Origin of the sequence: Streptomyces sp. NPDC002889, from assembly GCF_042888425.1 — a bacterium.
GTDB lineage: Bacteria > Actinomycetota > Actinomycetes > Streptomycetales > Streptomycetaceae > Streptomyces.
Genome location: NZ_JBIAPT010000009.1, coordinates 114,078 through 129,838 on the forward strand (window position 1 = coordinate 114,078; position 15,761 = coordinate 129,838).

The following is a 15,761-nucleotide window of genomic DNA, read 5'->3' on the forward strand; positions in this document are numbered from 1 at the left end:
ACGAGGGCCGGCCGCGCGTCTCGGCGCGAACCGGCCCCGGCCCAGCACTCCACGGCAACCCGCCCGTTCGACCGGCCACTACCGGAGGACATTCGTGCACAGAAAAAGGCTCGGAGCACGCAAGGCGCTCGCACTCCTCACCTGCGGCCTTCTCGCCGCCACCTCGCTCGCCCTCACCGCCCCGCAGACGGCAACCGCCGCCGACCCGGAGGCCGCCGCCGCCGCGGCCGCCGCGGAATTCCAGCAGGTCACCCTCGCCAAGGGCGGTGAGGAGACCGGCGAACCCATGTCGCTGGCCGTCCTGCCGAACCGCAGCGTGCTGCACACCTCCCGGGACGGCGAACTGCGGATGACCGACGCCGCGGGCAACACCCGCGTGGTGGGCAGCATCCCGGTCTACTCGCACGACGAGGAAGGCCTCCAAGGCATCGGTCTGGACCCGAAGTTCAGCGAGAACCGCTTCATCTACCTCTACTACGCGCCCCCGCTGAGTACCCCCACGGGCGATGCCCCCAACGAGGGCACCCCCGAGGACTTCGCGAGGTTCGACGGCGTCAACCGGCTCTCCCGCTTCGCGCTGAAGGCCGACGACACCCTCGACAACGCCAGCGAGAAAAGGATCATCGACATCCCGGCGACCCGCGGCATCTGCTGCCACGTCGGCGGCGACATCGACTTCGACGCCGCCGGCAATCTCTACCTGTCGACCGGTGACGACTCCAACCCCTTCGCCTCCGACGGCTACACGCCCATCGACGACCGGCCCGGACGCAACCCGGCCTACGACGCCCGTCGCACCTCCGGCAACACCAACGACCTGCGCGGCAAGATCCTGCGCATCAAGGTCAACGACGACGCGTCGTACTCCATACCCGACGGCAACCTCTTCGCCCCCGGCACCGACAGGACCCGGCCCGAGATCTATGCCATGGGCTTTCGCAATCCCTTCCGGTTCAGCGTCGACAAGAAGACCGGCATCGTCTATGTCGGCGACTACGGTCCCGACGCCGGCGCCGCCGACCCGAACCGCGGACCGGCCGGTCAGGTCGAGTTCGCCCGGGTGAGTGGCCCCGGCAACTTCGGCTGGCCGTTCTGCACCGGCGACAACGAGGCTTACCGCGACTACGACTTCGCCACCAAGACCTCCGGCGCGGCCTTCGACTGCGCGGCCCCGAGGAACGAGTCGCCGCACAACACCGGACTCGTCGACCTGCCGCCCGCGCAGAAGGCATGGATCCCGTACAACGGCGGATCGGTACCCGAGTTCGGCACCGGCTCCGAGTCCCCGATGGGCGGACCCGTCTACCGCTACGACGCCGAGTCGACATCCCCGGTGAAGTTCCCCGAGGAGTACGACGGGGACTTCTTCGCCGGTGAGTTCGGCCGGCGCTGGATCAAGCGGATCGAACAGGGCGAGGACGGCACCGTCCAGTCCATCAACCCCGTCGCCTGGACCGGAACCCAGATCATGGACATGGCCTTCGGGCCCGACGGTGCGCTGTACGTACTCGACTACGGCACCGCCTGGTTCGGCGGCGACGAGAACTCGGGCCTGTACCGCATCGAGAACGCCACCGACGGACGCTCCCCGGTCGCCCGGGCAGCAGCGAACAAGACCTCCGGCACGGCGCCCCTGCGGGTCGCCTTCTCCTCCGCGGGTACCACCGATGCCGACGGCGACGCCCTCACCTACGCCTGGGACTTCGGCGACGGGGGCACCTCGACCGCGGCCGATCCCACCCACACGTACAAGAAGAACGGCACCTACACCGCGACCGTCACCGCCAAGGACTCCACGGGCCGCACCGGCTCCGCGAGCGTCCATGTCGTCGTCGGCAACACCGCGCCCAAGGTCACGCTCGAACTTCCCGTCGACGGCGCCCTGTTCAGCTTCGGGGACGAAATCCCGTTCAAGGTGACGGTGACCGATCCTGAGGACGGCACCATCGACTGCACCAAGGTCAAGGTGACCTACATCCTCGGCCATGACAGCCACGGCCACCCCGTCACCTCGGCCCACGGCTGCACCGGCACCATCAAGACCGACGCCGACGGCGGCCACGACCAGGACGCCAATATCTTCGGAGTCCTCGACGCCGAGTACACCGACGGCGGGGGCGGCGGCCAGGCCGCACTGACCAGCCACGACCAGGCGCAGCTCCAGCCGCGCCACCGGCAGGCCGAGCACTTCACCGACTCCTCGGGCATCAAGACCTACGACAAGACGGCCGCCCACGGCGGCAGGACCGTCGGCGACATCCACGACGGCGACTGGATCTCCTTCAAGCCCTACAACCTCACCGGGTCCACCAAGCTCACCGCCCGGATTTCCTCCGGCGGCACCGGCGGCTTCCTCGAGGTGCGCACCGGCTCTGCCGGCGGTCCGATCCTCGGCTCGGCGCCCGTACCGGTCACCGGCGGCTGGGAGACCTTCCAGGACATCGACATAGCCCTGCGGGCCGTACCCCGCAAGACCACCGAACTCTTCCTGGCCTTCAAGGGCGGTGCGGGAGCGCTCTACGACGTCGACGACTTCGAGCTCTCCAGGACCCCGGTCGACCGGAGCGCCAAGCGCGTCCTGGTCTTCTCCAGGACGGCGGGCTTCCGCCACGACTCCATCGCCTCCGGCGTCGCCGCGCTGAAGGAGCTCGGTGCGACCAGCAACATCACGGTCGACGCCACGGAGGAGGCCGGACAGTTCACGACCAGCAACCTCGCCCGGTACGACGCGGTGGTTTTCCTCTCCACCACCGGCGACGTCCTGAACGCCGACCAGCAGAAGGCGTTCGAGAACTACGTCGCCACCGGCGGCGGCTACATGGGCGTGCACGCCGCCGCCGACACCGAGTACGACTGGTCCTTCTACGGCGGCCTCGTCGGCGCGTACTTCCAGTCGCACCCGCACATCCAGCCCGCGACCGTACGCGTCGAGGACCACACCCACCCGGCCACCGCCCACCTGGACGAGGCCTGGGAGCGCACCGACGAGTGGTACAACTACCGCACCAACCCGCGCTCGCAGGCCCGGGTACTGGCCACCCTCGACGAGACCACCTACCAGGGCGGCACCATGAAGGGCGACCATCCGATCGCCTGGTGCCAGACCTACGAGGGCGGCCGCGCCTTCTACACCGGCGGTGGCCACACCAAGGAGTCCTACGCCGAACCGGCCTTCCGTCAGCACCTGCTCGGTGGACTGCGCTACACGGCCGGCCAGGTGGCGGCCGACTGCAAGCCGCGGACCGGGTACCGGGACATCTTCAACGGCAGGACGCTCGAGGGCTGGAAGCAGGCCGGGCCGGGCAGGTTCGACGTCACCGGCGGCGAACTGCGTACCCAGGGCGGCATGGGCATGCTCTGGTACCAGGCCAAGGAGCTCAAGGCGTACTCCCTCAAGCTCGACTGGAAGATGGAGGGCGACGACAACTCCGGTGTCTTCGTCGGATTCCCGGCCTCCGACGACCCGTGGTCCGCGGTGAACAACGGATACGAGGTACAGATCGACGCCACCGATGCCGCCGACCGCACCACCGGCGCCGTCTACGGCTTCAGGTCGGCGAACACCAAGGTCCGTGACCAGGTCCTGCGGCCACCCGGCCAGTGGAACAGCTACGAGATCCGGGTCCGGGGTGAACGGCTCCAGATATTCCTCAACGGAGTGAAGATCAACGACTTCACCAACACCGACCCGGCCCGCAGCCTCGAGGACGGCTACATCGGCATCCAGAACCACGGGGCCGACGACCAGGTGTCCTTCCGGGACATCCAGCTGAAGGAGCTGCCCTCGTAGGCGGCCCGCAAGCCGACGGCGGGCGGGGAGGCGCCGTACCCCCCGCCCGCCGTCTCCACCACACCCAATGGCAGGGAGTCAGACCGTGACCCACGGAAATGGACGCTCCGAAGGCACCGGACGCACAGGAGTCTGGTTCGTCGGAGCGCGCGGATCGGTGGCCACCACAGCCGTGGCGGGCTGGGCGGCCGTCACGGCCGGACTGCACCCGCCGACCGGCATGGTCACCGAAACAGCACCCTTCGCCGATGCCGGTCTGCCTCCCCTGCCCGCGCTCGTCTTCGGCGGACACGACACCGCCCATTGCCCGCTGCCCAAGCGGGCCGAGACACTCACCGACGCCGGGGTACTGCCGCACGGCCTCGTCACGGCCGTCCGCGGCGAACTCGCGGCGGCCGACGAGGAGATACGCGCCGGAGGGCCGCAGTCCGGAGACACCCGCACGGACGAGGAGCTCATCACCGCCTTCGCCGCGGATCTCGGCGACTTCCGCGAGCGCCACGGGCTGGCGCGGGTTGTCGTCGTCAACGTCTCCTCCACCGAGCCGCTGCCGGAGCCGGGCGTCGTACGGCTGCCGCCGAGCTCGCTGTACGCGGCCGCGGCGGTGCGTGCCGGCTGCCCGTACGTCAACTTCACCCCTTCCACCGGGCTGCGACACGCGGCCCTCGCCGACACCGTCGCGGCCAGTGGACTTCCCCACGCGGGCCGCGACGGCAAGACCGGTCAGACGCTGCTGCGCTCCGTACTCGCCCCGATGTTCGTCCAACGTGCCCTGTCCGTACGGGCCTGGTCCGGGACCAACCTCCTGGGCGGCGGCGACGGAGCCGCCCTGGCCGACCCGGCCGCGGCGGCCGCCAAGAACGCCGGCAAGGAGCGCGTCCTCGCCGACACTCTGGGCCACACGCCGGAGGGCGAGGTCCACATCGACGACGTCCCGGCGCTCGGCGACTGGAAGACGGCGTGGGACCACATCGCCTTCGAGGGCTTCCTCGGCTCGCGGATGATCCTCCAGACCATCTGGCAGGGCTGCGACTCGGCCCTCGCCGCGCCGCTGGTCCTGGACCTGGCCCGCCTGGTCGCCCGCGCCCACGAGGCGGGCCTGTCCGGACCGCTCCCGGAGCTCGGCTTCTACTTCAAGGATCCGGACGGCGGCCCGGCGGCGCTGGCCGACCAGTTCGAGTCGCTCCTGTCCTTCGCCGACCGCCTGCGGGAGGCGAGGTGATCCGGTTCCTTCTGCTGCGACTCGGACAGGGCCTGGCAGCGGGTCCGGCGCGTCCCCGCTCTGCGGTTCCACCCGCCGAGCAGCCACGCCTGCCGGGCCCCGGGCGGACCGCGCCCATGCCCGGCACGCGTGGTGGCGCCTTGCGGGCCTGGGCCGAACTGCTGCGTGTCTCTGCCCTGTTCACCGTCCCGGGCGACGCCCTGGCAGGCGCCGCTGCCGTGGGTCTGCGCCCCAACCGGGGCACGGCACTCGCCGTGGGTGCCTCCCTGTGTCTGTACGAGGCGGGCATGGCGCTCAACGACTGGTCGGACCGTGGCGAGGACGCCGTGGACCGCCCTCACCGTCCGATCCCCTCGGGCCGCATCACCCCGGGCGCGGCCCTGGCGGCCTCGGCAGCCCTGACGGCCGCGGGCCTTGCCCTTGCGGCCCGAGCGGGCCGCCCGGCCCTCGCGGTCGCGACCGCCCTGTCGGCAACGGTCTGGTCCTACGACCTCCACCTGAAGCACACCGAGGCCGGCCCGGTGGCCATGGCCACGGCCCGCGGCCTGGACCTCCTGCTGGGCGCGACGGCAACGGTGTCCGGGCCCGCGCGCCGCGCGCCGCTCCGGCCCGTCCCACCCGGCGGCGCGAACGCCGTGGGACGAAGTCCCGTACCCGGCCCGGCACCTGACAGCCCGCCCCGGCCGCCGACCGCTGCAGGCGCACGCGCCGCCCATGCCCAAGGCCTGCGCGCCGCGCCGGCCGCCGCCCCAGATACGACGCCCGACGTGCCGAGCGGGGCAGTTCAGGCACCCGGGCGAAGGCCCGTGCCCGGAGCCGGATCGGACACACCGTTGCCCTCCGACGCACCTGGGGGCGGGTCTGCCTCCGGCGCGAGCCGATTGCGGCAGAGCACGCCGAGCTCCGTGCGGTCCTCGAGACGCGCCGGGGCCGGCCGGTCCGGCGGTCCCGGCGCACCCGGTCCCCACGCCCATGTCCACGGCCTACCCGGCGCGCTGCCCGCCGCCGCGTTGCTGGCCGCGCACACCTACGCCGTCACCGCGGTCTCCCGCCATGAGGCACAAGGCGGTTCGACCCTCACGCCCCTGGGGGCCCTCGCCGCCGCGGTGGCAATCGCTGCCGTCGCGGCACGACCGCGTCGCGACTCCCGCGCATCCGCCCGGTCGGCGGACCAGCACCCGGCCCGGCCCGGCGCGCGCAACGGGGGAACGGGCCTGACCCCGGCGGCGGGGGAGGCCACCACCCACCTCCTCACCGCCGTCTACCTCCACAACACCGCCAAGCCCCTCCTCCACGCCGCCCTCAACCCCTCCCCGCCCCTCACCCAACGCGCCGTCGGCGGTGGCATCCGCGCCATGATCCCCCTCCAGGCCGCCCTCGCCGCCCGCGCCGGGGCAAAGGGCACCGGACTCGCCGTCATGGGGCTCGCACCACTCGCCCGCCGGCTCGCACGGAGGGTGAGCCCGACGTGATCACGCACTCCGGCCTCCGCCTCGGATACGGCACCAACGGCCTCACCGACCTCCGCCTCGACGACGCCCTCGCTCTCCTCGCCGATCTCGGGTACGACGGTGTCGGGCTGACCCTCGACCACATGCACCTCGACCCGCTCGCCCCCGACCTCGCCGCCCGTACCGCCCACGTGGCCCGGCGCCTGCACGACCTCGGACTCACCGCGACCGTCGAGACCGGCGCACGCTACGTACTCGACGCCCGCCGCAAGCACGGCCCCTCCCTCCTCGACCCCGAACCGGACGCCCGGGCCGCCCGCACCCGGCTGTTGATCACGGCCGTGCGTGTCGCCGCCGACCTCGGGGCGCACGCCGTGCACTGCTTCAGTGGCATCACCCCGTCCGGCACCGACCCCGACACCGCGTGGAAGCGCCTGGAGGAGGCACTCCTGCCCGTGCTCGATGCCGCCGCGGCCGTGGGCGTACCGGTCGCGATCGAGCCCGAGCCCGGCCACCTCCTCGCCACCCTCGCCGACTTCCACCATCTGCGTACCGGTCTCGGCAACCCCGCACCCCTCGGTCTCACCCTCGACATCGGCCACTGCCAGTGCCTGGAGCCCGCACCCCCGGCCGACTGCGTCCGGGAGGCCGCCCCCTGGCTGCGGCACGTGCAGATCGAGGACATGCGCCGCGGCGTCCACGAACACCTCCCGTTCGGCGACGGCGAGATCGACTTCCCGCCCGTGCTCGAAGCCCTCGCCGCGACCGGCTATCAGGGCCTCACCGTCGTCGAACTGCCCCGCCACTCCCACGCGGGCCCCGGACTCGCCCGCACCTCGATCGAGTTCCTCCGCGCGAAGGGAGCACCGGCATCGTGACCCGGACCGATGGGGAACTCGGCGTACACCTCGACGGCACCGCCCGCGCCTGGCTCGACGACGCCCTCGTCGAAGCCGCACGCGCCGCCGCCGAATCGCACCCGGCCGCCTTCTCCCCGTACGCCGCGCACACCTGGGAACTCCGCTTCGCCGCCGCCGGCCGGCACTGCGGCCAGGACAACGCCGACTCGGTACGCATCCTTCTTCTCATCCAGGCCCGCGCGGGCCTGGACACCCTCACCCGCCTCTACCAGCAGGGCTCCGCCGCGGAACGCCGCGCCGTGCTTCTCGCCCTGCCCGCCCTCGTCGACAGCCCGCTCGCCCTGCCCCTCGTCGACGACGCCCTGCGCACCAACGACACCCGGCTCGTCGCCGCCGCCGTCGGCCCCTATGCCGCCCAGCACCTCGACGCCCACGCCTGGCGGCACGCCGTCCTCAAGTGCCTGTTCACCGGCGTACCCCTCGACGACGTGGCCGACCTGGGCCGCCGGGCCCCGGGCGACGACGAGCTCGCCCGGATGCTCACCGACTACGCCGCCGAGCGCACCGCAGCCGGCCGCGACATCCCCCACGACCTTGATCGCGTGCTGACCCTGACCCGCGAGCACCCCGGCGAACACCCCTGCCCCCGTCCCCGCGAGCAGTCCGGTCGCCACGCCGACGAGCAGTCCGATCGGCTTGAGGAGTTCTGATGCGCATCTTCGACCCCCACATCCACATGACCTCCCGCACCACGGACGACTACCAGGCCATGTACGCCGCTGGCGTGCGCGCCCTCGTCGAACCCTCCTTCTGGCTCGGCCAGCCCCGCACCTCGCCGGCCAGCTTCTTCGACTACTTCGACGCACTCCTCGGCTGGGAACCCTTCCGCGCCGCCCAGTACGGAATAGCCCACCACTGCACGATCGCCCTCAACCCCAAAGAGGCCAACGACCCCCGCTGCACCCCTGTCCTGGACGCCCTGCCGCGCTATCTCGTCAAGGACTCCGTCGTCGCCGTCGGCGAGATCGGCTACGACTCCATGACCCCCGCCGAGGACACCGCACTGGCCGCCCAGCTCCAGCTGGCCGCCGACCACGGCCTGCCCGCCCTCGTCCACACCCCGCACCGCGACAAGCTCGCCGGCCTGCACCGCACCGTCGACGTCATCCGCGAGTCGAACCTGCCGGCCGACCGCGTCCTGCTCGACCACCTCAATGAGACGACCGTGAAGCACGCCACCGACAGCGGCTGCTGGCTCGGCTTCTCCATTTACCCCGACACCAAGATGGACGAGGACCGCATGATCGCGGTCCTCAAGACCTACGGAACCGAGAAGATCCTGGTCAACTCGGCCGCCGACTGGGGCAGGAGCGACCCGCTCAAGACCCGCAAGGTCGGCGACGCGATGCTCGCCGCCGGCTTCTGCGAGGACGACGTCGACCGGATCCTGTGGCGCAACCCCGTCGCCTTCTACGGCCTCAGCGGCCGCCTCCAGCTCGATGTGCCCGAACCGGAAGGCCTGCACGAGGGCAACTCCATCCTCCGCGGCGGGGAATGAGGAGGCCACCGGATGCGCTTCCGCCACCCCGACGGCTCCACCGTCCATCTCTCCTACTGCACCAACGTCCACCCCGCCGAGACCCTCGACGGCGTCCTCGCACAGCTGCGCGACCACTGCGAGCCGGTACGCAAGCGCCTCGGCCGGGACCGCCTCGGCATCGGCCTGTGGCTCGCCAAGGACGCCGCCCACTCCCTGATCACCGACCCGGCCGCACTGCGCGGCCTGCGCGCCGAACTGGAGCGCCGCGGGCTGGAAGTCGTCACACTCAACGGCTTCCCGTACGAAGGGTTCGGCGCCGAAGAGGTCAAGTACCGCGTCTACACGCCGGACTGGACCGATCCAGAGCGCCTGGCCCACACGACCGACCTGGCCCGGCTCCTCGCCGCGCTGCTGCCCGACGACGTCACCGAAGGCAGCATCTCCACCCTGCCGCTCGCCTGGCGCACCGGGTTCGACGAGGCCGCCGAAACCAGCGCCTGCAGCGCCCTCGCGACTCTCGCCGAACGCCTGGACGCGCTGGAGGACCTCACCGGGAAGTCCATCCGGATCGCCCTCGAACCCGAACCCGGCTGCACCGTGGAGACCACCGCCGACGCGATAGGCCCGCTCACCGCAGTCGCGGCCACAGCCGGCAACCGGATCGGCATCTGCATCGACACCTGCCACCTCGCCACCTCCTTCGAAGACCCCGAGACCGCCATCGGAGCCATCACCGCGGCCGGCATCACCATCCCCAAGGCACAGCTGTCCGCCGCACTGCACGCCGAGGAACCCCATCTGCCCGAGGTGCGCAAGGCACTCGCCGCGTTCGCCGAGCCCCGCTTCCTGCACCAGACCCGCACCCTTCCCCGGCCTCACCGAGCGGGGGAGACCCCGTCCGTCGCCGGGCTGCGCGGAACCGACGACCTCTCCGAGGCACTGGCCGGCCGGACGCTTCCCGACGCCGCCCCTTGGCGCGCCCACTTCCACGTCCCGCTGCACGCCCCGCCCGCCGCGCCGCTCACCTCCACCCTGCACGTGCTCCAGGACACCCTGACCCGGCTCGTCGGCGGTGCCGCCCCCCGCACCCGCCATCTCGAGGTCGAGACCTACACCTGGCAGGCCCTCCCGTCCGAGCTGCGCCCCCGCAACCGCACGCAGCTCGCCGACGGAATCGCCGCCGAACTCACCCTGGCCCGCGACCTGTTGACCGACCTCGGCCTCAAGGAACTTCCATGAACGACACCGAGCGACCCACCCCCCTCCTCGTTCTGGACGTCGTCGGTCTCACGCCCCGGCTGCTCGAGCACATGCCCCACCTCAAGGCCCTGGCCCGCTCAGGCTCACAGGCCGCCCTGTCGACCGTGCTGCCCGCGGTCACCTGCGCCGCCCAGTCCACCTTCCTCACCGGAGCACTGCCCGCCGAACACGGCATCGTCGCCAACGGCTGGTACTTCCGCGAACTCGGCGAGGTCCTGCTGTGGCGCCAGCACAACGGCCTCGTCCACGGCGACAAGATCTGGGACGCCGCCCGCCGCACCCACCCCGGCTACACCGTCGCCAACATCTGCTGGTGGTACGCGATGGGCGCCGACACCGACATCACCGTCACCCCCCGTCCCGTCTACTACGCCGACGGCCGCAAGGAGCCCGACTGCTACACCCGGCCCCCGGCCCTGCACGACGAACTCACCCAGAAGTTCGGCACCTTCCCCCTCTTCCACTTCTGGGGCCCGGGCGCCGACATCGTCTCCAGCCGGTGGATCGCGGACGCCACCCGGCACATCATGAACACCCGTCACCCCGACCTGACCCTGTGCTATCTGCCGCATCTCGACTACGACCTGCAGCGCTACGGCCCCGACGACCCCCGCTCCCACCAGGCCGCCACCGACCTCGACGCGGTCATCGCCCCGCTGCTCGCGGACGCCGAGCGCGAAGGCCGGACCGTCGTCGCCCTGTCCGAGTACGGCATCACCCGCGTCAGCCGCCCCATCGACATCAACCGGGCACTGCGCCGCGCCGGCCTCCTCGAGGTCCACACCCAGGACGGCATGGAGTACCTCGACCCCATGGCCTCCCGCGCCTTCGCCGTCGCGGACCATCAGCTCGCCCACATCTACGTCCGCCGCCCCGAGGACCTCGAGGCCACCCGCGAGGCCCTCACAGGCCTGCCCGGTATCGACGAACTCCTCGACGACGACGGCAAGAAGGCGAACGGCCTCGACCATCCGCGCTCCGGCGAACTCGTCGCCGTCGCCGAACCCGACGCCTGGTTCACGTACTACTACTGGCTCGACGACGACCTCGCGCCCGACTTCGCGCAGCTCGTCGAGATCCACCGCAAGCCCGGCTACGACCCCGTCGAGCTGTTCATGGATCCCCTCGACCCTTACGTACGCCTCAAGGCGGCCACGGCGATCGCCCGCAAGAAGCTCGGAATGCGCTACCGCCTCGCGGTCGTACCCCTGGACCCGTCACCTGTTCGGGGCAGCCACGGCCGCCTCCCCGCGAGCGACGAAAGTGACACCGGGCCGCTCATCCTGTGCTCCACCCCCCGCGCCGTCGGTGGCCGCATCGCGGCCGCCGATGTGAAGTCCCTGCTCCTCCGGCTTGCCGGACTGCACTGACAACGCACTGCACTGACAAGGAGTTCCCCGCATGAGCCGCAACAGCAAGGCCGACGACCCCGAACTGGCCCGCAAGCTCAGCAGACGAGGCATGCTCTCGGTCGCCGCGGGAGCGAGCGCGGCGGCCCTCCTCGGCATCGGCGCCGCCGCCACTCCGGCCGCCGCCCAAGGCCGCGGTCACGGCCGCCCCGTACTGCCGCCCGGCCGCCTCGGCATTCAGCTCTACTCACTGCGCGACAAGGTCTCCACCCTCGGCTTCGCCAAGGTCTTCGCGGAGCTGGAGCGCTACGGATACGACGAGATCGAGTACGCCGGCTACACCCAGGGCGCCACCGGGGCCATCACCCTTCCCCAGCTGCGGCGGCTCGCCCGCGACCACGGCCTTCGCGGCATCGGCAGCCACGTCAACTACTACAACGACAGCGACCCGAACGCCTACAGCTTCGCCCAGAACCTGACCAAGGTCCTCGACGACGCCCAGGCCCTCGGCCTCGAGCACATCGGCACCGCCTCCGGCCCCTGGCGCTACGGAGCCACCGTCGACGGCTGGAAGCGCTGCGCAGAGGACTTCAACCGCTACGGCGCCGAGGCGAGGAGGCGCGGCATGAAGTTCTACCAGCACAACCACGCCGAAGAGTTCTCCTTCGCCACCGACAGGCCCGACGTGCGTCTGTACGACGTACTGCTCGCCGAGACCGACCCCGATCTCGTCTACCTGGAGATGGACATCTACTGGGCGTACGCGGGCCAGTTCCGCTTCAGCAAGCGCGTCGACGGGACTCCCGCCCCCTTCGACCCGCTGCGATACGTCCTCGATCAGCCGGACCGCTATCCCCTGTTCCATGTCAAGGACGGCGAGCATGACGCGAGTACGCGTGACGGCTACCGCATGGTGGACGTCGGCGACGGTGACATCGACTACCAGCGCTTCATCTCCGCCGTGACCCGAACCCGCGGCGGACGCCTGGCCCACCACTGGCAGGCGGAGCACGACAACCCTGTCGAGTCGTTCGCCTTCGCCCGCAAGTCCAGCGCCCACCTGCACTCGTTGCGTGAGAAGGACTGCTAGGGCGCGACGCGGTGCCATGTCCCCCCGCCCGTCGGTGAACCCGCGCCGACGGGCGGTTCGCGTGCTCGGAACGACGAGCCCACCAATTGGCGCTACCGACCAGTAGAGGGAATGTTTCATTCCGTCCATCATTGAACGCGAGCATGCCAACGCCCCTTCGGCCGCCCCGGACGAAGGGGCTTTCCCTGAGCAACGCCGAAACCAGGAGAACCCCCCATGCATGCACGTCAATGGCGTACCGGAACAGCGGCAGCCCTCGCTGTCGCGGCCCTCACGACGGCCGTCCCCGCGGCCTCCGCCACCGAACCCGACGCGGCGATCGCCAGCAACCGCACCGCAGTTGCCGCCGCGCAGACCACGGACGTCGACTACCGGACCTGGCAGCGCGATGTGGCGGCCGTCGTCGCCGTCGCCCGCCCCTACATCCAGCAGCGGACCGCGCAGGCGTCCGGCGAGAAGCGGGCGATCGTCCTCGACATCGACAACACCTCGCTCGAGACCGACTTCCACTACTTCTGGGAGCTGCCGACCCCCGCGGTCGAGCAGGTCCGCGACCTCGCCCGCTACGCGGACTCCCGAGGCGTCGCCATCTTCTTCGTCACCGCCCGCCCGGGCATCATCTACTCGCTCACGGACTGGAACCTGAAGAAGGCCGGCTACCCGGTCGACGGGCTGTACGTGCGGGACCTGCCGGACCTCTTCGAGGAGGTCAGCGCGTACAAGACCGAGAAGCGCGCCGAGATCGAGGCCAAGGGCTACACCATCATCGCGAACATCGGCAACAACACCACCGACCTCGTCGGCGGTCACGCCGAGCGGACCTTCAAGCTGCCCGACTACGACGGCCAGTTGTCGTAACACTGCCGGGTGCCTGCGGCGACCGGTCTCCCGGCCGCCGCGGCCACCCGTCGCACGACGACCGGACACTGCACGCGGCCGTACCGGTCGGACCGCCGACCGATCACCCCGCGTCCCGTGTCGTTCCGCCGCCTGCGGCGGCGTCGCCGTGTCCGCGATCCCGCCCGCGAAGCCCGCCTCGTCACCGAACGGCGCCCTTGAAGGCGAAGCCGTAGATGCCGGCACCCGACGGGCACAACAGGCAGATCACAGCGACCCCGCCGGCCTGGTCTCCGCGTCGGGCACGCTCACCGGTCAACTCATGTACGAGCGGCGGGACGTACGTTTCCCGTCGGCGATCGGCGATCGGCATTGGCGGAGCCCCGGTCGTCGGCACCACCCACATCGACTGCCGCGCCCCCTTCGAAGGACCCGGACACACCGAAATCATCTCGCCGTCGCACGGCCGAAGCCCGAGCAGCAGGCACTCGAAGCAGCGGGAGCACGGGTCGGCGCGACGCCTACCGCGACCCCCACCCGGTACCGGGCCGTCTTGCGGAGGCACACGGCTGACACCGACCATCCAGGGAGGCGACCGGCGTGTGCGAGCCGGCCGCCCACCCTCCGGCGGGCATGCTCACAAGGCATGGCCCGCGGTGCACGGACCGAGACCAAGGGCTCATGGCACCTGCTGCCATCAAGCGCTCCTTACTCACGGCCCATGACTCGGGGCCGACGCCCCACCCACCACAGACGGCCTGACCCTCCCGCCCCTGACGAGCGGAGACCACCTCATGGCACCCACCCCCATCCCCAACCTCGCCCTCAAGCCGGGCACCGCCTGGCCCGATGCCTGGCAGCGCTGTCTCGCCGCCGCACCCGAGTCCTTCCGGGACGACCGCGTACTCAACCTCTGGGCGGCGCATTGGCGCCCCGACGGCCGCGCCCTGCCCGCCACCAGCCCCGTCGACCTCAGCCCCATCGCGGGACCGCCCCGCCTGGACGCGGCCACCGCGCAGCAGGCCGTACGCGCCTCGCTCGACCAGCACCGCGCCTGGCGGCACGTCCCGCTGTCCGAGCGCCGCGCCCGCGTCGGCGCCGCCCTCGACGCCCTGACCGAACACCGTGAACTGCTCGCCATGCTCCTGGTCTGGGAGATCGGCAAGCCCTGGCGGCTCGCCCAGGCCGACGTCGACCGTGCGATCGACGGAGTGCGCTGGTACGTCGAGGGCATCGAGCCCATGCTCACCGACCGTTCCCCACTGGACGGCCCGGTCTCCAACATCGCCAGCTGGAACTACCCGATGTCCGTCCTGGTGCACGCCATGCTGGTGCAGGCCCTGGCCGGCAACGCGGTGATCGCCAAGACTCCGACCGACGGCGGCGTCGCCTGCCTCACCCTGGCGTGCGCGCTCGCCGCCCGCGAGGGCATCCCGATCACCCTGCTCAGCGGCAGCGGCGGCGAACTGTCCGAGGCCCTGGTGCGCTCCCCTGAGATCGGCTGCGTCTCCTTCGTCGGCGGCCGCGACACCGGCGCCCGTATCGCCACCGCCGTCGCCGACCTCGGCAAGCGCCACATCCTGGAGCAGGAGGGACTGAACACCTGGGGCATCTGGAACTACACGGACTGGCCGGCCCTGACCGCGGTCATCCCCAAGCTCTTCGACTACGGCAAGCAACGCTGTACGGCGTACCCGCGATTCGTCGTCCAGCGCGAGGCGTTCGCGGACTTCCTGGCCGCGTACCTTCCCGCCGTACGCGACATCCGCACCGGCCACCCGCTGGCGGTCGAGAACGCGGACGAACCGCTGCCCACCCTGGACTTCGGCCCGCTGATCAACGCGGCCAAGGCCAAGGAACTCACCGACCAGGTGGCCGAGGCCATCGGCCGCGGCGCGGTCCCGCTCCACCGGGGCTCGCTCGCCGAAGGCCGTTTCCTCCCGGGCCAGGACACCTCCGCCTATCTCCCGCCGGTCACTCTCCTCAACCCGCCGCCGTCCTCCCCGCTCCACCACGCGGAACCCTTCGGGCCGGTCGACACGATCGTCCTGGTCGACACGGAGGCGGAACTGCTGGCGGCGATGAACGCCTCCAACGGCGCACTCGTCGCGACCCTGTCGACGGACGACCCGGAGACGTTCGAGCGCCTCGCCCCGCAGATCCGGGCCTTCAAGACGGGCCACGGAAAGCCCCGTTCCCGCGGTGACCGCGACGAACTCTTCGGCGGCTTCGGCGCGTCATGGCGGGGTGCCTTCGTCGGCGGCGAACTGCTGGTCCGGGCGGTGACGGAAGGACCGGCGGGGGAGCGGCTGCCGGGCAACTTCCCGGACTACCAGCTCAACGCGTAACGGTCCCGGTCCGG

At 71.4% G+C, this 15,761-nt stretch carries 11 protein-coding genes; all 11 read left to right on the top strand.

Features of this window, described 5'->3' with window-relative positions; genetic code table 11:
• Positions 1 to 94 precede the first annotated feature (94 nt).
• The 11 genes from ACFYWI_RS15555 to ACFYWI_RS15605 all read left to right on the top strand — a co-directional run bounded on the left by ACFYWI_RS15555 (position 95) and on the right by ACFYWI_RS15605 (position 15,747).
• Positions 95 to 3,790, top strand: a complete 3,696-nt coding sequence (locus ACFYWI_RS15555; protein ID WP_389231297.1) for a ThuA domain-containing protein — start codon at positions 95 to 97, stop codon at positions 3,788 to 3,790.
• Between the two features lie 67 nt (positions 3,791 to 3,857).
• Entirely contained in the window at positions 3,858 to 5,012 is a 1,155-nt protein-coding gene (locus ACFYWI_RS15560) for an inositol-3-phosphate synthase (protein WP_389231300.1), read from the top strand.
• A 116-nt stretch (positions 5,013 to 5,128) separates the two neighbouring features.
• Complete coding sequence (locus ACFYWI_RS15565) at positions 5,129 to 6,484, top strand: UbiA family prenyltransferase (RefSeq protein ID WP_389231303.1); 1,356 nt, start codon at positions 5,129 to 5,131, stop codon at positions 6,482 to 6,484.
• Complete coding sequence (locus ACFYWI_RS15570) at positions 6,481 to 7,341, top strand: sugar phosphate isomerase/epimerase family protein (RefSeq protein ID WP_389231306.1); 861 nt, start codon at positions 6,481 to 6,483, stop codon at positions 7,339 to 7,341. Before ACFYWI_RS15565 ends, ACFYWI_RS15570 begins: the two co-directional genes overlap by 4 nt.
• The gene (locus ACFYWI_RS15575; protein ID WP_389231309.1) at positions 7,338 to 8,033 is read left to right on the top strand and encodes an EboA domain-containing protein; all 696 of its coding nucleotides are present in this window, start codon (positions 7,338 to 7,340) and stop codon (positions 8,031 to 8,033) included. Before ACFYWI_RS15570 ends, ACFYWI_RS15575 begins: the two co-directional genes overlap by 4 nt.
• Positions 8,033 to 8,881 carry a TatD family hydrolase gene (locus ACFYWI_RS15580; RefSeq protein ID WP_389231312.1) on the top strand — a complete coding sequence of 283 codons (849 nt, stop codon included), beginning with the start codon at positions 8,033 to 8,035 and terminating at the stop codon, positions 8,879 to 8,881. The genes ACFYWI_RS15575 and ACFYWI_RS15580 overlap by 1 nt, the downstream gene beginning before the upstream one ends.
• Before the next feature lie 12 nt (positions 8,882 to 8,893).
• Positions 8,894 to 10,102: a metabolite traffic protein EboE gene (eboE, locus tag ACFYWI_RS15585; RefSeq protein WP_389231315.1), complete on the top strand. Its 1,209-nt coding sequence runs from the start codon at positions 8,894 to 8,896 to the stop codon at positions 10,100 to 10,102.
• A complete protein-coding gene (locus ACFYWI_RS15590; RefSeq protein ID WP_389231317.1) occupies positions 10,099 to 11,493 on the top strand; it encodes an alkaline phosphatase family protein in 1,395 nt (464 codons plus the stop codon). The genes eboE and ACFYWI_RS15590 overlap by 4 nt, the downstream gene beginning before the upstream one ends.
• Before the next feature lie 31 nt (positions 11,494 to 11,524).
• Complete coding sequence (locus tag ACFYWI_RS15595) at positions 11,525 to 12,562, top strand: sugar phosphate isomerase/epimerase family protein (RefSeq protein ID WP_389231320.1); 1,038 nt, start codon at positions 11,525 to 11,527, stop codon at positions 12,560 to 12,562.
• A 216-nt stretch (positions 12,563 to 12,778) separates the two neighbouring features.
• Positions 12,779 to 13,420: an HAD family acid phosphatase gene (locus ACFYWI_RS15600; protein WP_389231322.1), complete on the top strand. Its 642-nt coding sequence runs from the start codon at positions 12,779 to 12,781 to the stop codon at positions 13,418 to 13,420.
• A gap of 773 nt (positions 13,421 to 14,193) precedes the next feature.
• Positions 14,194 to 15,747, top strand: coding sequence for an aldehyde dehydrogenase family protein (locus tag ACFYWI_RS15605; protein ID WP_389231325.1), 1,554 nt, complete (start codon positions 14,194 to 14,196; stop codon positions 15,745 to 15,747).
• Positions 15,748 to 15,761 lie beyond the last annotated feature (14 nt).

Bases quoted from the DNA above. Each gene is read 5' to 3' on its own strand.
- ACFYWI_RS15580 (WP_389231312.1), top strand. From the start codon at position 8,033: ATGCGCATCTTCGACCCCCACATCCACATGACCTCCCGCACCACGGAC.
- ACFYWI_RS15605 (WP_389231325.1), top strand. From the start codon at position 14,194: ATGGCACCCACCCCCATCCCCAACCTCGCCCTCAAGCCGGGCACCGCC.
- ACFYWI_RS15595 (WP_389231320.1), top strand. From the start codon at position 11,525: ATGAGCCGCAACAGCAAGGCCGACGACCCCGAACTGGCCCGCAAGCTC.
- ACFYWI_RS15590 (WP_389231317.1), top strand. From the start codon at position 10,099: ATGAACGACACCGAGCGACCCACCCCCCTCCTCGTTCTGGACGTCGTC.
- ACFYWI_RS15565 (WP_389231303.1), top strand. From the start codon at position 5,129: ATGCCCGGCACGCGTGGTGGCGCCTTGCGGGCCTGGGCCGAACTGCTG.
- ACFYWI_RS15560 (WP_389231300.1), top strand. From the start codon at position 3,858: ATGGCAGGGAGTCAGACCGTGACCCACGGAAATGGACGCTCCGAAGGC.
- ACFYWI_RS15600 (WP_389231322.1), top strand. From the start codon at position 12,779: ATGCATGCACGTCAATGGCGTACCGGAACAGCGGCAGCCCTCGCTGTC.
- eboE (WP_389231315.1), top strand. From the start codon at position 8,894: ATGCGCTTCCGCCACCCCGACGGCTCCACCGTCCATCTCTCCTACTGC.